Origin of the sequence: Flavobacterium chryseum (assembly GCF_004362015.1) — a bacterium.
Taxonomy (GTDB): domain Bacteria; phylum Bacteroidota; class Bacteroidia; order Flavobacteriales; family Flavobacteriaceae; genus Flavobacterium.
The window spans coordinates 160871-182696 of the sequence record NZ_SNWW01000005.1; the positions used below are offsets into that span (position 1 = coordinate 160871).

Consider the following 21826-nt stretch of genomic DNA (forward strand, 5'->3'; position numbering starts at 1 on the left):
CCATTTACTAACCAAACTTAAATTCTTATAATCTTTTGATATTGTTTTTTAGAAATTTGGAGCTGTAGTATCCCACCAAAGTCTTGTTCCTCCTGTATCAGGACCACCTAATTTTGCAATTCCTGAATCGACACCTCCTTTATTTAAAGATATTTCAGATTGTACAAAATTGATTCTTCTGACACCAAATTCAGTTGTAATTTTACCTCCACTTGTATTTTTAAGAACCGGAAATAATTTAGGATATCCAGTTCTTCTGTAATCAGACCATGCTTCTTGTCCTTCCGGGAAACCAGCTATCCACTTTTGAGTAATAATTTTTTGTAATTTAACTTCATTAGTTGCCGCGGCATCCCAAGCAATAGTAACATTATTTACTGCAGCAGAATTATTTATAGGGAAATTTGGATCAACATACGCTTTTGGCATTTTTACATTGTCTGTAATATATGCAGCTGCTCCTGAAGCTCCTCTTTGTTCAAATGAAGTTGTAATTCCTAATTCATACAATGATTTAGCATCTCCATCCATATTCCATCCTCTTAATGCTCCTTCTGCTCTTAGAAAATAAGCCTCTGCAGTTGTCATCAAAACAATATTTTTAGATTTCACAACAGCTCCGATAGCTGAAAAATCCTGGTGATCTCCTTTAGCAGTAATTTCTATACCAGTACGTACTCCTTTATATTCTCCTGGAAATTGAGCCGAAGTATCAAAATAAGTTGCAATCCTAGGATCACTATAACCTCCTAAAATTGATTCCATATCGGCTCCCATACGAATATCTAACCAAGAACCACTAATAGTAGCAATAGGATTTGTATTAACAGGAGATTGAATCTGAAATAAATCAGCATTTGTTTTCATTACTCCAAATTTTTGAGCAACTGCTTTTTCAGCTTGAGTTTTAGCCAATGCCGGATCTACTTTTACAATTCGCATTGCTAATCTTAAACGTAATGTATTAGCAAACTTAATCCATTGTTCAAATTTTCCACCATAACCTGATAGATCTGTTTTACCAAAAGACGCAGTTCCGTCATCACCAGCGTCGACTCTTTTTGTTAATTCAGCAACAGCAATATCTAATTCGGTAAACATCTGATTGTAAACTTCTTGTTGAGAATCATAACCAATTGTAGGATCCGTGGTTCCATACTTTGAATATATAATAGGTCCAAAAGTATCTGTTACTCTATGCATACCTTCAACTTTTAATATCAGAGCGAGTGCATAAAACTGATCGTATTTGCCTTTTGATAACTGTTCAATATTGTATGCATTAAACATAACATTTGAATATGCAATACTCCAAATAAAGCCATTCCAGTTATCATTCAAATTATAAGTTGTATTGTTTGACCCTCCAAAAGGAGTAGGTGTAGCCATGTATCCAGACCAGATATCACTATTTAAACCTTGCTGTAACTGATATTGCCACTCTAATTGACTTGTTATTGTTTGAATATTATTAAATATTGGAGCAAAACCACCTTTGATGTGATTAAAATCCTGTTGAAATAATTCAGGCGTAATACCATTATTATTGGTATTAATCTCCTCAAAATTATCTGTACAACCTACTGTTGCAAATAATGACATGCAGACAGCTACTTTTGTTATATTATTTAGTTTCATGTTTTTAATTTTAGAAAGTTACATTTAAATTAAGACCGATACTTCTAGTAGATGGTAAACCATAAATATCTACTCCTTGTAAACCTTGACCTGTACTTAATGCAATATTCGGATCAAATGGTGCATCTTTATATATAAAGAATAAATTTCTAGCTATTAACGAAATTGTAGCTGTTTGTATAAAAGGTAAATTTTTCGGATTAAAATTATAACCTATAGAAACCTCTCTTACACTCACATTTGTTGCGTCATACATATATTCTCCTGTTGCACCTTCTCTACCTGCTACACCTTGAGTAAAATAATATGATTTAGCATCTATTGTTGTTACAGCAGTACCGTTAGGCATAACAGCATTTACTTTAACTCCACCCTCATTTCTTGCATCTCCTGTAGCTTTAGAAACTCCGAAAAAATCATTTTGAGATTCTGTCAAACTCATCACATCGCCACCAAAACGTCCGTCAATTAAGACATTTGCAAAGAAAGATCCTATTTTGAATGAGTTTGAAAAGCCTAGCATAAAATCAGGATTAGCATTTCCAACTTCCTGAAATCCCGTTTTTTGAATTTTTCCATCAGCATCTAATAAAATTCTACCCTGGTCATCTCTCAATATATTTTTACCTTCAATTATCCCAAATGGTCTTCCTTCAACAACAGCATATTGATAGCTGTTTACACCAGGATCAGTAAGGTTAACTCTTCCTCCTAATTCTTCTGGAATTTCTTTTACTTTGTTTTTATTTTGTGAGAAGTTAATTGACGAATCCCAAGAAAATTTATCTCCTCTAATAATACCAGCATTTAAAACAACTTCAAAACCTTTATTTTCAATACTTCCTGCATTAATACCGTAGAAGCTATATCCATTTACATTTCCATCCAGCGCTTTTACCTGTATATATTGGTTTTTAGTTTCAGAGCTATAATAAGAAACTTCAAAACCTAATCTATTATTAAACATTCTCCACTCTGTACCAAATTCAACTTCGCTTTTTAATTCTGGTTTTAGTGTTTCTCCCGGTTTTGGTCCAACAAATGGTTTTGGGTCTTCAAATCCCGGTCTGTAATAATTTGTAGGAGAAGTTATAAAAGGATAAATATCATTACCAACCTGAGCATAAGTTGCTCTTACTTTACCGAAGTTAATCCAATCTGGTAATGTTGTCATTTCACTAATAAGAGCTGTTACACCAACAGATGGATAAAAATATCCTGATTTATCAGTATTAACCAATGTAGATGACCAGTCATTTCTTGCCGAAACATCTAAAAACAACATATCTTTATATCCAAATGTAGTAGCAGCAAATACAGATTGTACTTCTTTTTGAGAATCTACAGTTTGATAATTACCTGTATTAGAATTGAAGTTATGCAATGTAAACCAGTTTGCATATTTTAGACCTGTACCAATTCCTGAATCTAAAATTGTTTTTTGATTACTTAGCGTATTGGTTATACTTGTACCAATGTTTGCTGTAAAATTAAAATTAGTACTGATATTGGTATTGATTGTAGCTATTAAATCTCCATAACGCTGTGTACTTAAAGCATTTTCATTTATGTATCTACCGTTTTCGTGAGATAGGGTTCCTTGTGTTGTAGCATATATTTTTTTCTCAAAATTGCTTTCAACTCTGTTATAGCTATATCTTGAGGCAATAGTTAACCAATTATTAGCTTTATAGGCTACTGCTATAGCACCATTAAAATAATTATTTTTATCTTCAGATTTATTTCTGTTAATTGCCCAATATGGATTTTGCATAATATCTCTATTAGTCATCCAGTTTTGAGCCATTAAGTTTCTTGAAGAATCAAAAACCTCATAATTATTTTTGTAATAGTCAAAGTCGTTTCCTCTAGGCATTAAATAAACTCCAGTTAAAGGATTAAAATAAAGACCATTAACAGGCTTGTTAATAATACTTTGGCTTGTGTAGTTTGCATTTGCAGCTATACTTAATTTATTGTCAAAAAACTTAGCTATCTGACGAATACCAAAGTTATTTTTCTTGATACTGTTTCCTGGCATAATTCCAGTTCCTGAAGTATTAGCGTAAGAAAGTGACGTAGATGAATTTTCAGAACCTGCAGAATATCCAAGAGATGTAATTTGGGTTGTACCTGTATCAAAAAAATCTTTAACATGATCGTTTGATTTTCCTGCTGCTCCCCATGTTTCATCTGCTCCTGAATCAGCAACGTAATCTGTTTGAAATTTTGGTAGATAAGCCGCTGTTTCAAATGTTGTTACTGATGAAGCAGTAATATTCGATTTACCAGTCTTAGCTTTTTTAGATGATAGTAAAATTACACCATTTGCTCCCTGAGATCCATATAATACAGAAGCAGCAGCACCTTTAAGAACTGTCATACCTTCATAGTCATCCGGATTTATTAAAGATACTACATCACCACCATCACGGTTACCTCCGGATAAACTTCCAAAAGTGTCATTTGGCTGCCCTGAACCTGAGTTCAACATAGGAATACCATCAATAACGTAAAGTGGTTGGCTATTTGCCAAAGATGAATTTCCACGAATAACCACTTTTGTTGAACCACCTGTACCACCAGAACTTTTCGTTACGGCAACACCAGCAATTTTACCGGCAATTGTATTAATAAGGTTGGCATCTTTTACACGAGTTAACTCTTCACCTTTAAGTTCCTGAGCAGCATATGTCAAAGATTTTCTTGTTTTCTTGATACCTAATGAAGTTACTACAACTTCGTTAAGTGCATTTGATTTAGCTTGTCCCATTTTTACATTAATTGTAGTTTCATCGCCTACAACTACGCTTTGTGTTTCAAGACCTACATAGCTAAAAAGTAAAGTCTGTCCTTTTTGTGCTTCAATTGTATACAAACCGTCAAAATCGGTAGTACCACCTTTTTGACCTCCTTGTACAGCGACAGATGCCCCTGGTAACGGCATCCCATCAGAATCTGTAATCACACCTTTGATATTTTTTACCTGAGCAAGCGAAACTTGCGCGGTAAAAACAATAATAAAGATTAAGAAAATTTTTTTCATGTTTATTTATTTTGTTAGTTATGGCGTAAATTTATTCTTAACGTATTGTTAAAAAAAATAAATTATACAAACGACTTTATTTTTTAAACCAACGACATAAAACATTCAATAATGCGTTTTACGAAAACGTTTTCCAGTTAAAATAGTAATGCATTTTATAATTTTAATGATATTTTATTTAACGAATAAGCTAATTCACTGAAAAATTATCATATATAGTAAAAATCGAATAGTATCATATTTAATTAAAAAATCGCATCTAAAGACTTGTTTTACTGTTAAGTAAAACAAAAAAAAGAATGAATTCAGACTTTGGCATTTTAAGTATTTAATTACCACACAAACTTGTTGTCTTCACTTTTAATGCTGTGTATTTTTTATGAATTACATCTAATAAAGAATAGGAATCAAAAGAATCTTGTGCAATTTCCCAAATCATAATTCCGCCTGTATTTTGCGAGGCGTAGATTACTTTTTGTTCAATGGTTGGCCTTCCGTTATAATAAATTTTGCCTACTTCATCCTGATCTGCAAATTGTGTTCCTGCGGCTACAATTTGACCATAAGTAGAACTTGTAACTTCCTGATAAGTAAAATTATAACCGTAAAAAGGTACACCAAGCGTTAATTTATCTGATGAAACATGCTGCAGTTTGATCCAAAATTCAATTCCAGCTTTTGCATTTTCAAATGAGCTGTGTTGTCCGGGATTATTTGGTGTCCACGGTCCGGTACTATCATATGACATGATATTTAAAAAATCAAATGCATTCAAAGCTTCATCACTTATATTTTCAAATCGGGAATTATTGGGTAAAGCTGCCGTTAAAAGTTTATTCTTTTTTGTTGTTTCTTTTTTTAATTCAATAATAAAACCGCTATATCCGGTAGTTACAGCATCCCATTCGAGGTCGACATCTACACCATCTAATTTGTGCAGTTCTGTAAAGTTTATTATGTTTTGAATTAAATTTGGCCGATTCTCCGGGTTATCAATAAGAAATGACCAATTCGCTGCAATTTCAGGAGATAAAACTCCGCCTGCGAGTGAAATACTAATTTTAATATTCGGATTTACTGATTTCACATATTGAACTAAAGCATCAATATCTCCATTAAAATTCAGATTTCCATTTTTATCGGGATTTGCAAATGCCAGGTTAAGATGCGTTAATTTACAAAACTGAATGGAATTCATTTTATCGAAATTATCCGATGATAAATAACCAACAACTCTGGCTGTTTTAGTTTTTAAATCTTCTGGTTCATTTTCTTTTTGAGGAGAACAACTGTATGCAGAAAATAGAGAACAAATAAAAATAAGAATGCCTAATAAGGCTTTATTTTGTATCATAATTTTTAATTTTAATTAGAATGAAAATAACACCTTATTAGGCATAAATTATATTTGAGATTTATTTTTTTAGTTTACATCCCACCAAACTTTACCTAGCCAGTCATTTTTTCCTCCTATTCTGGAGACTGCATCTAAATAATTTTTTTCATTTTTTTGCAATTCATCACTAGGATAATACAAACGTGTTGGCACAACACCGCCTGTTCCGGAATCAGAATTTGTAATTGGCACTAAATGCGGATAGCCAGTTCTTCTCCAGTTTGAATAGGCTTCAATACTATTAAACAAATAAGTAATCCAAATTTGCGTACCAATTTGCTCCTTCTCTGTTCCTGCTACTAACGGATGTGCATTTACATAGGTATCAATATTTGCCTGAGTTGCAGGTGCGGCTCCATAAATCTCCATTTGTTTTATACCTGCTGCAATTCCTTGTTTATAATAATCTGCGGCAGTACCTGACACCCAGCCTCTAACAGCTGCTTCTGCCAATAACAATTGGGTTTCTGAATAACTTACGTGCAAAAACGGAGTAGTTCTTAATTTTAAATAAGACTGTATACCAGAGGCTGAATTTGATCCTCCGGCAAGCTCCCATCTAAACACTCCCGGTTTAACACCTTCATATAATGTTTCACCCGGTTGAATTGGTGACCATGGCACCACGCTGCTGCTTGTTTTAGGTGTTGCAATCATAGTTAATCTGGGATCGCCATTATCTCTTAAAAAATCTATCAATAAAGAACTAAAATGATCTCCTTGTTCATTTCCTATAAAACCATAAGACAATCCATTTCCTCTATAATCCAGCCTGGCAGGATCATCACTAAACGGAAAATCTAAATGCTGCATAATACAGTTATCAGCATTACTTTCAAAAACTCCATTTTGGAATGCTGCCTTTGCTTGTTTTTCTGCTTCGGCAGGATTTACTTCAGAAATTCTCATTGCCGCACGCAAACGCATGGTATTGGCTAATTTTTTCCATTTCGAAACATCTCCTTTATAAAACAAATCTCCTTTTATCAAATCTTTTCCAGCATTTAACTGATTAAAAGCTTCGTCTAATTCTCTAAAGAAAGAGGCATAAATATCTTGTTGTTTATCATATTTAGGCGTTACAATTCCTTGAGAAAAAGCTAAACCTGCTTCTGAATAAGGGACATCTCCATAAATATCTGTTAATCGCTGTGCAACCATGACTTTCATAATTTTAGCAACAGCATTCATGTTTACAGCTGAAGGATCTTTATCGGTTACAGCAAGAATATCTACAATGCTTTTCATTTCATGGGCATAAACGTTTCTCCATAAAGCTACTGCATATTCCTCAGAATTAATAAATTTATTACCATATTGCGTTACTGCCCACGAACCAGCATAATGCTGTACAAAACCTCCGGCATATATTAAATTAGTTCTATGTTGGTAGTATCCATCTCCAGACATACACAATTGGGTAAATGTAAGCTGGCCTGCCGGGTTTGCGGATAATGCCACCGGATCTTTTTCCAGTTCGTCAAAATTTTCTGTACAGCCAACTACCGTAAATACTGCAAGTATGGCTATTATATATTTGATTTTCATAATTTACTTTTTTAGAATGTAATTTTAATATTAAAACCATACGATTGTCTTGATGGTAATGAACCATATTCAAAACCTTGTCCGTTTCCTGAAGTATACATCGACTCTGGATCAATGTTTGGTAAATCTTTATTGAATGTCAATAGATTTCTTGCAAATACAGAAAGATAGATTGAATTTATTTTTGCTCCGCTAAAAACACTTTTAGGAATAGTATATCCTAAACTTATCTCTCTTAGTTTAACATATGAAGCATCATAAATAAACGGTGCAGGAGTATTTTCTGTAACATCTCTCCAATATTCCTGAGGATCTACAGGTTTTGTATTTTTTACATAATTAGGATTATCGGCTGTTCCTGTATTTACTACTCCATTTGCTATATAACCACCCGTAGGAACCCAGGTTGCTGCATTGAAATTAGGATCACTTGCAGCGGCTTGTGTTCTTGCAGCAATATAAGCATCTCTTCCTTCTGTGGTAATATCTAATAATCCTTTTGTTGCCGCAACAGAGTTTGTCATAGAATACACATCCATACCAAATTTCATATCTAATAAAAACTGAAGTGTAATTCCTTTATAAGAAAATCTATTGGTTAAACCAGCTGCCCAATCCGGAAGCCCTTTTCCTAAAGCAACCTTTGTATCTGTATATAAAGGCATACCATTTGCACCTACGATCATTTCTCCTGAAGGTGTTTTTTGAAAATCTTTTCCAATAATAGTTCCGTATTGTCCGCCAACCTGCGCTACAATTGAAGCTCCGGCCCAGCGAGCCTCAGAAATAGTATAGGTATTAATATCCGGATGTAAAGAAAGAATTGAATTTTTATTTTTAGAGAAGTTCAAATCAATTCCCCATTCAAAATTTTTAGTCTTGATTGGTGTACCTGATAAAAATATCTCAATACCTTCGTTACGCAGTACTCCGGCATTTACAGAAAGGAATTCGTATCCCGATGTTGCAGAAGATGCCAAATCAAGTGTCTGATCTGCAGTATCTTCACGATAAACTGTTATATCGGCTTTTAATCTGTTTTTAAAAAAAGCAGTTTCTAATCCGAATTCGATTCCTGTTTTTGATTGAAAAGTCAAGTTTGCATTTGGTGCCGATGTATTCTTAACATTTACCACACTTTGTCCATCGTAAGAAGAATACGTAGTGTAGTTTAATGCATTTTTGTAAGCTCCCGGAGCATTAGAAACTTTTGCCCAGGAAGCTCTTAATTTTCCATAAGAAAAAGTATCACCCTGAATATTAAATGCATCTGAGAATATAAAACCTAAAGAAGCTCCCGGATAAAAAGCATCATTATTAATAACGCTAAACCAATCGTTTCTTCCTGTAAACTCAGCATATAAATAGCCTTTATAATCAAACTTTGCAGAACCGTAAACAGAATTTGTTCTTGTTCTTGTTTCTACTGGTGCATTTATTGTCTGAGTTGAAAAATTACTCATAAATTCTGTTCCCGGCTGAATTATATTTGTTCCCTGGCTCGAATTTTCTGATCTTCTAAAATCTCTTCTGTTTGCTCCTAAAATCCCTGATAATGTCAAATTAGTACCTAATTTAATCTCGCTAAAAGTAGCAATAACATCGGTATTCATTTCAGAAACAGTGATATCATTCAATCCAAGATAACCCATATCTCTTCCTGGCCATGTACTTCCTGGCACCATGAAATCTTTAGAATCAAAAACATAAGTATCTAAACCAGTTCTAAAAGTCAATCCAACCCATTTTTCAAGCTGATATGTTCCCGCAACATTCCCCGTAAAGCGATTTTTTTTAGAGGAGTTGTGGTTTGCATTTACTGTTAAATAAGGATTCAATTGATAAATATTGCTATTCCATTTGTATATTTCTTCTGTCTCGGAATTTTTATAATTTTTCAACCATGCCTGATCAATATTTGGTGCGAGACCACTTAGAGAATAGCCAACATTGTTTGGTGAATCACCTAAGCCAGGTCGATTATTTGTAGTTTCCATCATGTAATTTACATTAGCATCTAAAGTAAATTTATCCGATTTTAAAGTAGCATTTAAAGTAGCATTATTTCTTTCTAATCCTGAATTGGGAACAACATCATCATTTTTCATATTATTAAATCCAAAACGAACGAATGCATTTTCACTTCCGCCAGAAAGTGCAATTCCGTTTGTTGTTGTAACTCCGGTCTTAAAAAAACTCTGAATATTATTATCAACCTTAGCGTATGGTCGCATAGAACCATCAAATATTTTTACCTGTGTTCCTACGTTATCTGAGAATTTAGGTCCCCATGCAACTGTCGTATATCCGTAAATTTCAGTAGGCGCTTTTGAAGGATCAGGCAAAATTCCGTGACCTCCCGTACCATAATCACTTTGAAAATTATCATATTTCGCATTTACGTGATCAAAACTAACACCGCTCGTTAATTCTACTTGCAATTTCCCTTTGCTTCCTTTTTTGGTTGTAATTAAAATTACCCCGTTTAAAGCTCTTGAACCATATAAAGCTGATGCAGCTGCACCTTTTAATACTGTAAGGCTCTCAATATCATTTGGGTTAATACTTGAAATTCCGTCACCGTTATCTCTTCCATCAAACCATTTACTAGCTGCTGCACTATCATTAGATAAACCTGTATTATCAATAGGAACTCCATCTACAATATAAAGCGGTTGATTATTTTCACCTATACTCGAAATACCCCTAATAATAACTCTGGCACTTCCTCCAGCTCCTGTGGCTGGCATAGAAATATCAACTCCGGCAATTTTACCCGAAAGTGCTGACGCTACATTTGTTGTAATCACTTTATTTAACTGATCGCCTTTAATGTCCTGAACGGCATAACCCAGTTCTTTCTTTTGTCTTTTAATACCCAATGCCGTAACGACAACTTCACTTAAATTTTGTGCATCTTCTACTAAAGATACATTTACCTGAGGTGAATCTGAAACAGTTACCGTTTGAGTTTTAATTCCGATGTATGAAAATACAAGGACATCACCTTTAGATGCCTGAATTGAATACACTCCATCATAATCTGTTTGGGTTGCTTTTGCTGTTCCCTGGATAAGAACAGTTACACCCGGTAGTGGCAATCCTTTTTGATCGCTCACTAAACCTTTTATTGTTTTTACTTGCGCAAACGTGAGTTGCGTAATAGAAAAAACAATGAAAATTAACATTAATTTCTTCATTTTAGTCATGGTTTTGGTTGTTAAGCGATAAATTTATTGTTAAAATTAACATAAATAAAATATTTTAAACAAACAGCTAAAATACTTACACAAACGACTTAAAATAATCAACATTACGTTTTACGAAAACGTTCTATTCTAAAAATAACACACGATTTGCCTTTTTTTTCAAAATTTTATTCAAAAGAATTGCGTTTTACCAAGTAATTGTTTAAAGTTGCAGAATATTTATGTTTGCGCATAAATAGCAACAAACCCCTAATCTAAAATTGAACGAAATTCAAAAATTAAAATTTGACATCAAACTTCAAAATCACATTTGGTTTTGGGGAAGCTATTTTACTCTTAATTTTCTAAGATGGGGAGCTTACTTTAATGATTATCCTTATTCATTTAAATCGAATCTGATTGAATTTTCGTTACACATTCCGTTAGTGTATTTCAATCTTTTTGTACTTGTTCCCAAATTTGTTTTAAAACAGAAATACATTCAATATACATTTGCTTTGCTGTTGAGTTTGTTTGGAATTTATTTACTAAAAACCGCGCTTACTTATTATATTATTTCTGAAAATATTTGGCCAGAAGCAAATAGAGAATATCATCCTTTTGAAATTAATCATATCGTAGCGGTTTGTATTGGAGAGCTTTATGTTTTAGCAATGGCTTCTTCTGTTTACCTTACTTTGACCTGGCTGCGAGAACGCGAAAGAAACAGATCGTTAAGAGAAAATCAGTTTAAAATCAAATTAAAATATCTTGAAAATCAAATTCAGCCGCATTTTTTCTTCAATACTTTAAACAATCTGTACGCGTTATCATTAGAATCTTCAAATAAGGTTCCGGATGTAATTATTAAATTGTCAAATTTAATGGAGTACGTTTTATACGATGTAAAAGGAACCAAATTTGTACCTCTGATAAAAGAAATAGATTACATTCAGAATTATATTGAAATTGAGAAGTTACGCTTTGAAAATGTAGAAGTTACCGTTAACCTTGAGTCTGACATTGAAGATGTTGTCGTTCCTCCGTTAATTTTTATTTCATTGGTGGAAAATGCTTTTAAACATGGTGGTTTAAATAATCCGAATTTAAAAATTAAAATCAACTGTAAAGTTATAGACAATAAATTGTTAGATTTTGAAATCCTAAATAATTTTGTAATTTCACAAAGTCTTAATCCAAAAAGTGGTATTGGTTTGGTCAATACCAAAAAAAGATTGAAATTAATCTATAAAAACAATTTCAGCCTAAAACATAAAACTAAATTAAATTACTATATAATCCGTTTGCAAATACCAATTCATAATGAAAATTAAATGCGTACTGATTGATGATGAGCCTTTAGCTATCAAGGTCTTGCAAAATTATTTCAACAATTTTACAGATTTTGAGGTTATTGGTACGTTCAATAATTCTCTTGAAGCACTTGATTTTATAAACAGTACGCCTGTTGACGCTGTCTTTCTGGACATCAATATGCCTATGATGACGGGATTTGAATTGATTAGTTTAATCGAAAACAAAACTAAAGTCATCATAACAACTGCTTTTAGAGAATTTGCTGCCGAAAGTTATGATCTGGATGTTTTGGATTATTTAGTAAAACCTATTCCGCTTCCAAGATTTATAAAATGCATTAATAAAATCACAACCGAATACAATTTAAAAAACAATATTAAAGTAGAAACCACAAAAGGCGATTCTCATATTTTTATTAAAGTAGATAAAAAAATGATGAAAATTAATATTGAAGAAATCTTATTTGTAGAGGGAATGAAGGAATACATTAAGGTTGTCACTCCCGATAAAACCTACATTACACACAAATCCTTAACTTCTTTATCTGAAGAATTACCGGCAGATCGTTTCCTGAGAATTCATAAATCCTACGTTATTGCGCTCAATAAAGTAAAATCTATAGAAGGAAACCGAATTCAAATACAATCTTACACCATTCCTATTGGTAGAAATTACAGTAAAGATGTAAAAAACAAAATTCTTGAATAAAATACATTTCCATTTTTCGTTTTCTAACTCGGTAAAAATTAACACATTGTTGAAAAAATGATGCCGTTGGTTTAATTTTAACATTATTTGTGCCATTTTATTTTTTTTTAATATAGTTAACAAATATATTTACGGTCTTCAAAAAACAATAAAATAAAAAATTAACCTTATTAAAATTATGAGTTCAGAAAATGTACAAACCAAATGGGGCCAGTTTATTCCCTTAGTTATCGTATTCTTCTTTTGGGGCTTTGTTGCTGCCAGCAATGATATCTTAATTCCTGTTTTTAAAACAGCTTTTAATCTGTCACAAGGAGAAAGTCAATTAGTATCATTAGCTTTTTATATTGCTTATACAGTAGGATCGCTGATTTATATGGGAATTTCCGTTTTAATCAAAGAAGATTTAGTGAATAAAATTGGCTACAAAAATGGTCTGTCATTAGGTTTGCTTATTTCTGCACTTGGAACATTATTGTTTTATCCTGCTGCAAATACAGGCTCATTTCCTTTAATGTTGTCAGGTTTATTCATCGTTGCACTTGGTTTTTCATTACAACAAACGGTTGCAAATCCTTTAGCAATTGCACTTGGACCAATTAAAACTGGATCTCAACGTTTAACTTTAGCGGGAGGAATCAACAATTTAGGAACTACAATCGGACCGTTAATTGTAACTTTTGCTATTTTCGGATCAAGTACTGGAGCTTCTACTCTAAGTATCGAAAGCGTTAAAATTCCTTATTTAATATTAGGTTTAGCGTTTTTATTAGTTGCTATTTTATTAAAATTCTCTTCTTTACCGGACAGACCGGCTTTAATCGAAGAAGAAATTGCAGCAGACGGTACAACTGCAAAAAAATCTGCATTGCAATATCCACAATTAGTAATGGGAATGATCGCTATCTTCCTTTACGTTGGTGTTGAAGTTTCTACAGCAAGTAATTTACCTGCTTACATGGAATCTATTATAAACGCGAAAACTGGTCTTATCTACACTTTACAAGAAATTTCTCCTTATATTTCTCTTTACTGGGCGAGTTTAATGATCGGCCGCTGGACAGGAGCTATTGAAGCTTTTACAGAAAAAGCAAGCTTACAACAAATATTACGTTTCGTTGCACCGTATTTAGCTTTTGGAGTATTCTTAGCGGTAAATGCAATTGCAAAACACGATTTAACTCCATTTTATGTATACGGTTTAATTATCTTGGTGTTAATTGCTGCAGATATTGCGAGCAAAGGAAATCCTGCAAGAATGTTGCTTATATTCTCTATACTAGGAATTGTTGCTTTAGCTGTTGGAATGTCAACTAATGGTATTGTGAGTATTTATGCTTTTACAAGTGTTGGCTTATTCTGTAGTACACTTTGGCCTTGTATTTTTACATTAGCGGTAAGCGGATTAGGAAAAAATACAAGTCAGGGAAGCAGCTTCTTAATCATGATGATTATGGGTGGTGGAGTTGTGAGCTGGTTACAAGGTTTTATTTCTGAGCATATTGGTATTCACGCTAGTTATTTAGTTGGAGTTTTATGTTTTGCTTATCTTGCATTTTATGCTTGGAGCGTAAGCGGAATTCTTAGAAAACAAGGAATTAGCTTTGACAAAAAACTTTCAGGAGGTCACTAAAACTGAATAAAAAAATAATTAAAAAATCCCAAATCCCAATATGTAAATTGGAATTTGGGATTTTTTTTATTGGCTTTTTAAATTTTACTTAGCAGTTAAAACTGCCTGTATGTTCTTCTTGAATATAGCTTTATTTTTATCAGATATGTCGTAAACAACATCTTTATCTGCATGCACAATAACCTTGTCGATATTTGCATCTTCAAGCGCTTTCGGGTTTTTTATTCTTAAAGTACAAGCTCCATCAAAATAACCATCATCTTCGACTATTTGTCTGGCTTCGATAACGGTTCCATCCTCTAATACTGCGGAAATCGTCATGTGATCATTTAAGGTTTTAGAATAAAAACCATCCATAACTAATAATAGTCGGTATGAATTTTTCATTTCCGGACCTTTAAATTCATGACGTGTAAAATTATAACGTAAACCTTTTGCCAGCGTCTGAAATTTTACAGTACAATCTAATTCAAAAGTGGCGACATCGCCAGCTTCATTAACACTTTTTAAAACTTTGGCCTGTGCATTTGCATTTAAACCAGCCACTAAAAATACTACGATTACAATTACTTTTTTCATATGTGCTTCGTTTTGAGACATATAAAAGTAAAAAAAAATCGCCATTTTCTGATAAAAATGACGATTAATATATTGTGTTTAAGTATTTTACTTATTTCCTTTTTCGAAATCAGCAACAAACTGAGCCAATCCGATATCTGTTAATGGGTGTTTCAACAAACCATAAATTGCAGAAAGTGGTCCGGTCATAACATCAGCACCAATTTTAGCACAGTTTACAATATGCATGGTGTGACGTACAGAAGCTGCTAAAATTTGAGTTTCGTAACCGTAGTTATCGTAAACTTCTCTAATTTCCTGAATTAAGTTTAAACCATCAGTAGAAACATCATCTAAACGACCAATAAACGGAGAAACATAAGTTGCTCCCGCTTTTGCAGCCAATAATGCCTGACCTACAGAAAATACAAGTGTAACATTTGTTTTAATTCCTTTATCAGAGAAATATTTCGCAGCCATAACACCTTCTTTTGTCATTGGCAATTTTACTACGATCTGATCATGCAATTCAGCCAATTCTTCACCTTCTTTGATCATTCCGTCATAATCCAGCGCATTTACTTCAGCACTTACATCACCGTCAACAAGGTTGCAAATGTCCACATAATGCTTTAAGATATTGTTTTTTCCGGTAATACCTTCTTTCGCCATCAAAGACGGGTTAGTCGTTACACCATCTAAAACACCTAAAGCCTGTGCTTCTTTAATCTGAGCTAAATTAGCTGTGTCAATAAAAAATTTCATATTATATCTATTTAATTGTGTTGGTTTCAAAAATAAATTTTACGTAAAGCAATCCCTCACGTAAATTTCGGTGCAAAATTACAACTTATAATTTTCAAAAATTAAAATGTCAAAAATAATTATAAAATTTCATTACTAAAATCAACAAAACCTTTAGCAAAAAATTTGTAATTTTAAAAAATAAAATATCCCCCAAAGTGTTAGAACAAAATTTTCAACAAGACGTTACCAATATTCAAAATATATCAATTGTTCCAAAATTACTGGATGTAATCTCCCAAACTACCGGAATGGGTTTTGTAGCAGTAGCGAGAGTTACTGAAGACAGATGGATCACTTGTAGTGTTTTGGATAATGTAGAATTCGGTTTAAAACCTACAGATGAACTACAGGTAAAAACAACAATTTGCGATGATATACGCAAAAACTACAGAGCCGTAATAATCGATGATGTCAATAAAGATGATGAATACCGAAATCATCACACACCGGCAATGTATCATTTTCAAAGTTACATTTCGATGCCTATTATGCGCGTCGACGGAAGTTTTTTCGGTACATTATGCGCTATAGATCCTAAACCAAATAGTTTAAACACATTCAAAGTTCGTGAAATGTTTAGTTTATTTGCCGAGTTAATATCGTTTCACCTAACTGCTATTGAAAAAGAAATTGAAAGCAAAACATCTTTAGAACAAAAGAGTAATCTTCTTGCTAAAACAGAAGTTGAAAAATTAGAGGTTGAAAAACTAAAAATAAATATTGAAAAAAAACTGATAGAAAAAAACATTTCTCTTGAAAAAATGAATGATGAACTTGAAGCTTTCAATTATATTTCAAGCCACGATCTTCAGGAACCTTTAAGAAAAATTCAGCTTTTTACAGATATTATCGAACGTGACGAAGCCAAAAATCTATCGGAAAAAGGCATAATGGCATTTGATAAAATCCGAACTTCTGCATATAGAATGCAAAATTTAATAAATGATCTTCTTATCTATTCTAAAACTAAATTTGACGAACGAAAATTTGAGTTAAAAGACCTTACTTCTATCGCAAATGATGTAATTGAAGATCTTACGGAAGAAGTAGAAAATAAAAATGTAGCCTTTGAAATAGAAAATTTAGGCATGCTGCATGTAATCGAATTTCAGTTCAGACAATTATTATACAACCTGATAAGTAATTCGCTAAAATTCTCGATTCCAGATAAAAAGCTAATCATTTCTATAACTTCGAAGATTGTAAATAGTGCTGAATTGAGCTATGACCAACTTTTACCAAATACACAATATTGCAAAATAACCGTGGCTGATAATGGTATTGGATTTGACCAGTCTCACAATGAAAAAATATTTGGTCTCTTTCAGGCTTTGCATACAAAACCCACCAAAAGTACCGGAATTGGACTTACAATTGTAAAACGAATTGTAGAAAACCACAAAGGTTTCATCAAAGCAGAAGGCGTTTTGAATGAAGGAGCAAAATTTGATATTTTTATTCCAATGGAATAATTTCAAAAATTGCTCCGATATGCTTTATTACAATTTATAGTGATTCATTAACATTTTCTCATAAACCTTATCTGGTAGTGCACGCTTTAAAACAATTGAAAACTTCTGCATAAAAACACCCACTTTATAATGCACTTTTGGGCTTTTTTGTTGCATGATTTTATAAACTGCTTCTGCCATTTCGTTTGGATTGCTTCCTGCATCAACATGTTCGTTCATTGTTGCCAATACATTTCCGTAAACTTTTTCGTAAGCAGATCCCGGAATAACAGGCGCATGATAACGTCCTGAAGCAATATTAGTGGCAAAATCGCCTGGAGCAACATTTGTGATTTCGATTCCAAATGACTTTACTTCCATTCTTAAAGCTTCGGTAATTAATTCTAAAGCTCCTTTTGATGCAGAATAAACGCTTCTGTAAGGCAATCCCATATAACCGGCAATCGAAGTAATATTGATAATTAAACCTGATTTTTGTTCACGCATTTGTGGCAAAACGGCTTTCATAACCTCAATGGGTCCAAAAAAGTTGGTTTCGAAGTTGTTTTTGATTTCTTCCGTCGGAATTTCTTCTAAAGGTCCGGTAATTCCAACTCCCGCATTATTAATCACAACATCTAATCGTCCTGATGTTGCTATAATTTTTGCTACAGCAGATTGAATTGATTCAGTATTTCTAACATCTAAAGCCACAAGTGGAAAAATAGAATTTAATACTTTTTCAGGATTTCGGCTTGTTCCGTAAACTACAAAACCTTTTTGATGCAAAAATTCTCCAATAGATTTTCCGATCCCTGAAGATCCTCCGGTAATTAAAACGACTTTACTCATTTCTAAGTTAGATGTTAAATGTTATAAGTTAAATGTGATTGTCTATAAATTAGATTTGATGCTTTAGGTAAAACTTCTCACCTCTTACATAAATTCTACTTCCGACAGGGGTAAAAATAAAAAAATCCTCCATAAGGAAGACTAGTTTTGTGTAAATTCTAAAAAATAAAAAATGGCAAGCGACCTACATCGCACCGCTCAACCACGTACCCTTGCTATGTTCCCATCCTGGGGGAGTCTGCAGGAGCTGGTCGTGTAGGACTTGCCGGTGCAAATATACAATCTTTTTATATTTTTGCAAGAGCTTTGTTGCTATAAAAATATCGTCGTATATTGGCTTATTCAAATTTTTAACTATGAAAAAATATAACTTCCTAACTGTCATTTTATTAGGAATCACATTAATTGGATGTGGAGATACAAAAAAAGGTGAAAATTCTTTATTTACCATCGATGATTCGGCTTTTCCTGCACATTTTTTGTCACAGGAAGCAGTTTCTATAGGTATTTTAAACCCAAATTCGAAAGAAGTTGATAGCATTGCCTACTTCGTAAACGACAAAAAAGTGGGAAGTAAAAAAGGGTCTGAGAAATTTAAATTTGAGTTAAAAGATCAAAAACTAGGTTATCAATATCTAAAAGCTACCGTTTATTTTGGAAGTGATTCATCTGACGCTACTAAAAGAATCGAATTAGTTTCGAATGTTGAACCAAAATTATTGAGTTACAAAATTGTAAATACATATCCTCACGATACAAAAGCTTTTACCGAAGGTTTAGAATTTCATGATGACGTTTTATTCGAAAGTACAGGTCAAAAAGGAGATTCTTATTTTAGATCTGTCGATTATAAAACCGGAAAAGTAATTAAACAAGTTGATCTTGGAAAAGAATATTTTGGTGAAGGAATTACTTTTCTTAATGGAAAATTATTTCAATTAACATGGCAGGAAAAAACAGGTTTTATCTATGATGCTAAAACTTTGAAACTGGAAAAAACTTTTAAATACGACAAAGAAATTGAAGGTTGGGGAATGACAAATGACGGAAAATATATCTATCGTTCTGACGGAACAGAAAAAATCTGGAAAATGGAACCGGAGACCCAAAAATTGATTGATTATATTAATGTTTATTCGGGAACTTCAAAAATAAAAGCGATCAATGAACTGGAATACATTAACGGAAAATTCTATGTAAATGTTTGGCAAAAAGATGCGATTGCAGTTGTAAATCCAATTTCGGGGGCTGTTGAAGGAATTCTAAACATGTCCGGTTTACGTAAATTCATAAAACATCCGGAAGCTGAAGTTTTAAACGGAATTGCCTACAACCCAAAAACCAAAACTATTTTTGTTACAGGTAAATATTGGGAAAAAATGTTCGAAATAACCGTTTCAGAATAGGATTATATATTAATACAAACGAATTTCACAAATTATCACAAATCAATTCGTGCTAATTTGTGAAATTTGTGTTTTATAATAAAAGCTATATAATGATTACTTTAATTCAAAATATAAAAGAACTGCTTCAGGTTCGTGAAACTGCTGTATCAAAAGTTTCTGGAGCCGAAATGGCTGTTCTACCTACTATTAAAAATGCTTTCTTAATTTTAAATGATAACATAATTGCAGATTTTGGACCGATGGAAAATCTTCCTGAAATTAAAGCAGATAAAATTATCGACGCAACTGGCCGAATCGTTTTGCCTTCATGGTGCGACAGCCACACACATATTGTGTATGCAGGAAATCGCGAACAGGAATTTGTAGACAGAATCAACGGATTTTCATATGAGGAAATCGCAAATCGCGGTGGTGGAATTTTAAATTCGGCTAAAAAACTCAACGAAACTTCTGAAGAAGAAATCTATGAGCAATCGAAACTTCGATTGGAAGAAGTAATGCATTTAGGAACAGGAGCTGTTGAAATAAAATCCGGTTACGGCTTAACGATTGAAGGAGAACTTAAAATGCTTCGTGTTATCAAAAAGCTGGCAGATCATTATCCCATTTCAATAAAAGCAACTTTTCTGGGCGCACATGCTTTTCCATTACATTTTAAAGAAAACAAGGCGGGTTATATTGAAGAAATTATAACTAAAATGCTGCCTGAAATTGCTCAAAATAAACTCGCTGATTATATCGATGTGTTTTGCGAAACCGGTTATTTTTCTGTTGAAGAAACAGAGAAAATTATGCAGGCAGGAATTGAATTCGGCTTAAAGCCAAAAATTCATGTCAATCAATTTAATTCTATTGGAGGAATTCAGGCCGGAGTCAAATTTAAAGCACTTTCTGTCGATCATCTCGAAGTTATGAACCCGGAAGACATTGAAGCTTTAAAAGGTACAGAAACAATGCCTGTTGCTTTGCCGTCCTGTTCTTATTTTTTAAGTATTCCGTATACGCCTGCGCGCGAAATGATAAAAGCAGGCTTACCGCTTGCTTTGGCAACAGATTTTAATCCTGGTTCTACTCCATCCGGAAATATGAACTTTGTTGTGGCAACAGCTTGCATCAAAATGAAAATGACACCTGAAGAAGCCATAAACGCAGCCACTATAAACGGCGCCTATGCGATGGGGATTTCAGAAACCCACGGAAGTATTACTAAAGGAAAGAAAGCAAATTTAATCCTGACAAAACCCATTTCATCTTATTATCAGATTCCTTACGCTTTTGGAAGCAATTTGATTGAAAGTGTTTTTGTCGAAGGTAAAATTTTAGCATAAAAAAAAGAGGAGTTTTAGGCTCCTCTTTTTTTGTGGTATTTTAGATGTCTCTTATTATCTTAAAGAAAAACTAGTTTTAGAAACTAACTCATCATTGTCAAATACATTAATGAAGTAAGTACCTTTTACGAAATCTTTACCTGGTAAATCTTCAGAAACATTTACTGTTTTGTTTTCGTATTGTACAGTTGTTTTAAAGCTGTAAGTTAAAGTATTATCACCAAAACTTTCTGTTTTTTTATCTCCTAAAACATTGTTTTTAGCATCGATAACTTGTACGTAGTACGTTTTATCTCCAGATTTAGCAATTGAATTTTCAGCAATTGTAAAACTTACTTTTAAAACATCTGCACGGCTTGCTTTATCTGTTTCAATTTGTTTTCCTGAGCTTTTCATTTTGTAAGCTGCAGTTTTTGTGTTTAAAACTGATAATTTAGAACCTTTTTCAACAGTTTTAGCCAATTCTTCGTTTTGACCAACTAATACTTCGTTGAATTTTTTAGATTCTCCTAAAACCACAATAGTACTATCTCTCTGAACTGTTAAAACACCATTTTGTTTTTTCAATTCATCGTTTTCAGCAACTAGAGTTTTCATTTTAGTTTGCATCCCTTGCACTTGATTTCTGTATTTAGATACATCTCCTTTAGATTTATTTAAATCATCCATCAAAGCTACTACTTTGTCTCTCTCCTGAATTAATTCATCAGACATTGAAGTGTTTTCTGCAATTGCAGCATCGTAAGTTGCTTTTAATTCTTGCAAATCTTTCATAACAGATTCTTTCTCTGTTAGAGTTGAAGTTAGTTCTGTTTTAACTACGTCAGTATCAGACGATAATTTAAAAATGTACACTAAACTACCAATTAGTAGGACTGCTAAAACAGCGATTACCGCCTTTAGACTTGAGTTGTTGTTCTTTGGGTTTTCCATATTTAATAATTTTC

Annotated in this window: 15 protein-coding genes and 1 other RNA gene; 6 read left to right on the top strand and 10 right to left on the bottom strand. The window is 33.0% G+C overall.

Annotated features, from left to right (window positions below; all coding sequences use genetic code 11):
* Positions 1-48: 48 nt before the first annotated feature.
* The 5 genes from EV143_RS11405 to EV143_RS11425 all read right to left on the bottom strand — a co-directional run bounded on the left by EV143_RS11405 (position 49) and on the right by EV143_RS11425 (position 10828).
* Complete coding sequence (locus tag EV143_RS11405) at positions 49-1638, bottom strand: RagB/SusD family nutrient uptake outer membrane protein (protein ID WP_133508069.1); 1590 nt, start codon at positions 1636-1638, stop codon at positions 49-51.
* A gap of 10 nt (positions 1639-1648) precedes the next feature.
* Complete coding sequence (locus tag EV143_RS11410; protein WP_133508070.1) at positions 1649-4684, bottom strand: SusC/RagA family TonB-linked outer membrane protein; 3036 nt, start codon at positions 4682-4684, stop codon at positions 1649-1651.
* A 328-nt stretch (positions 4685-5012) separates the two neighbouring features.
* Entirely contained in the window at positions 5013-6038 is a 1026-nt protein-coding gene (locus EV143_RS11415; RefSeq protein WP_133508071.1) for a glycosyl hydrolase family 18 protein, read from the bottom strand.
* A 69-nt stretch (positions 6039-6107) separates the two neighbouring features.
* A complete protein-coding gene (locus EV143_RS11420; RefSeq protein ID WP_133508072.1) occupies positions 6108-7628 on the bottom strand; it encodes a SusD/RagB family nutrient-binding outer membrane lipoprotein in 1521 nt (506 codons plus the stop codon).
* 11 nt (positions 7629-7639) lie between these two features.
* A complete protein-coding gene (locus EV143_RS11425) occupies positions 7640-10828 on the bottom strand; it encodes a SusC/RagA family TonB-linked outer membrane protein (RefSeq protein ID WP_166638143.1) in 3189 nt (1062 codons plus the stop codon).
* A gap of 269 nt (positions 10829-11097) precedes the next feature.
* On the opposite strand from EV143_RS11425, the gene EV143_RS11430 reads away from it, so the two are divergent.
* From EV143_RS11430 to EV143_RS11440, 3 genes are all read left to right on the top strand, one after another.
* Positions 11098-12150: a sensor histidine kinase gene (locus EV143_RS11430; RefSeq protein ID WP_133508074.1), complete on the top strand. Its 1053-nt coding sequence runs from the start codon at positions 11098-11100 to the stop codon at positions 12148-12150.
* Complete coding sequence (locus tag EV143_RS11435; protein WP_133508075.1) at positions 12140-12841, top strand: LytR/AlgR family response regulator transcription factor; 702 nt, start codon at positions 12140-12142, stop codon at positions 12839-12841. The genes EV143_RS11430 and EV143_RS11435 overlap by 11 nt, the downstream gene beginning before the upstream one ends.
* Before the next feature lie 178 nt (positions 12842-13019).
* Positions 13020-14474, top strand: a complete 1455-nt coding sequence (locus EV143_RS11440; protein WP_133508076.1) for an MFS transporter — start codon at positions 13020-13022, stop codon at positions 14472-14474.
* Positions 14475-14558: 84 nt separating this feature from the next.
* Here EV143_RS11440 and EV143_RS11445 read toward each other — a convergent pair whose 3' ends face one another.
* Both EV143_RS11445 and fsa read right to left on the bottom strand, forming a co-directional pair.
* Complete coding sequence (locus EV143_RS11445) at positions 14559-15053, bottom strand: hypothetical protein (protein WP_133508077.1); 495 nt, start codon at positions 15051-15053, stop codon at positions 14559-14561.
* Between the two features lie 87 nt (positions 15054-15140).
* A complete protein-coding gene (gene fsa, locus EV143_RS11450) occupies positions 15141-15797 on the bottom strand; it encodes a fructose-6-phosphate aldolase (RefSeq protein WP_059115118.1) in 657 nt (218 codons plus the stop codon).
* Positions 15798-15994: 197 nt separating this feature from the next.
* Here fsa and EV143_RS11455 point away from each other — a divergent pair, with 197 nt between their 5' ends.
* Entirely contained in the window at positions 15995-17311 is a 1317-nt protein-coding gene (locus EV143_RS11455; protein ID WP_133508078.1) for a GAF domain-containing sensor histidine kinase, read from the top strand.
* Between the two features lie 27 nt (positions 17312-17338).
* Here the strand turns inward: EV143_RS11455 and EV143_RS11460 are convergent, their stop codons facing one another.
* A complete protein-coding gene (locus tag EV143_RS11460; protein WP_133508079.1) occupies positions 17339-18142 on the bottom strand; it encodes an SDR family oxidoreductase in 804 nt (267 codons plus the stop codon).
* A 170-nt stretch (positions 18143-18312) separates the two neighbouring features.
* Positions 18313-18410, bottom strand: an RNA gene (gene ffs, locus EV143_RS11465) — signal recognition particle sRNA small type.
* Positions 18411-18498: 88 nt separating this feature from the next.
* Between ffs and EV143_RS11470 the strand changes: the two genes are divergently transcribed.
* A complete protein-coding gene (locus tag EV143_RS11470; RefSeq protein ID WP_133508080.1) occupies positions 18499-19548 on the top strand; it encodes a glutaminyl-peptide cyclotransferase in 1050 nt (349 codons plus the stop codon).
* A gap of 92 nt (positions 19549-19640) precedes the next feature.
* On the top strand, positions 19641-20879 hold the full coding sequence (gene hutI, locus EV143_RS11475; RefSeq protein ID WP_133508081.1) for an imidazolonepropionase: 1239 nt from the start codon (positions 19641-19643) through the stop codon (positions 20877-20879).
* A gap of 54 nt (positions 20880-20933) precedes the next feature.
* On the opposite strand, the gene EV143_RS11480 is transcribed toward hutI, so the two are convergent.
* Positions 20934-21812, bottom strand: coding sequence for a hypothetical protein (locus tag EV143_RS11480; RefSeq protein WP_133508082.1), 879 nt, complete (start codon positions 21810-21812; stop codon positions 20934-20936).
* Positions 21813-21826: the final 14 nt, after the last annotated feature.

Excerpts from the sequence above, each read along its gene's own strand:
- EV143_RS11415 (WP_133508071.1), bottom strand. The coding sequence starts at position 6,038 with ATGATACAAAATAAAGCCTTATTAGGCATTCTTATTTTTATTTGTTCT.
- EV143_RS11420 (WP_133508072.1), bottom strand. The coding sequence starts at position 7,628 with ATGAAAATCAAATATATAATAGCCATACTTGCAGTATTTACGGTAGTT.
- fsa (WP_059115118.1), bottom strand. The coding sequence starts at position 15,797 with ATGAAATTTTTTATTGACACAGCTAATTTAGCTCAGATTAAAGAAGCA.
- EV143_RS11460 (WP_133508079.1), bottom strand. The coding sequence starts at position 18,142 with ATGAGTAAAGTCGTTTTAATTACCGGAGGATCTTCAGGGATCGGAAAA.
- EV143_RS11445 (WP_133508077.1), bottom strand. The coding sequence starts at position 15,053 with ATGAAAAAAGTAATTGTAATCGTAGTATTTTTAGTGGCTGGTTTAAAT.
- hutI (WP_133508081.1), top strand. The coding sequence starts at position 19,641 with ATGATTACTTTAATTCAAAATATAAAAGAACTGCTTCAGGTTCGTGAA.
- EV143_RS11440 (WP_133508076.1), top strand. The coding sequence starts at position 13,020 with ATGAGTTCAGAAAATGTACAAACCAAATGGGGCCAGTTTATTCCCTTA.
- EV143_RS11435 (WP_133508075.1), top strand. The coding sequence starts at position 12,140 with ATGAAAATTAAATGCGTACTGATTGATGATGAGCCTTTAGCTATCAAG.
- EV143_RS11425 (WP_166638143.1), bottom strand. The coding sequence starts at position 10,828 with ATGAAGAAATTAATGTTAATTTTCATTGTTTTTTCTATTACGCAACTC.
- EV143_RS11480 (WP_133508082.1), bottom strand. The coding sequence starts at position 21,812 with ATGGAAAACCCAAAGAACAACAACTCAAGTCTAAAGGCGGTAATCGCT.
- EV143_RS11405 (WP_133508069.1), bottom strand. The coding sequence starts at position 1,638 with ATGAAACTAAATAATATAACAAAAGTAGCTGTCTGCATGTCATTATTT.
- EV143_RS11410 (WP_133508070.1), bottom strand. The coding sequence starts at position 4,684 with ATGAAAAAAATTTTCTTAATCTTTATTATTGTTTTTACCGCGCAAGTT.
- EV143_RS11470 (WP_133508080.1), top strand. The coding sequence starts at position 18,499 with ATGAAAAAATATAACTTCCTAACTGTCATTTTATTAGGAATCACATTA.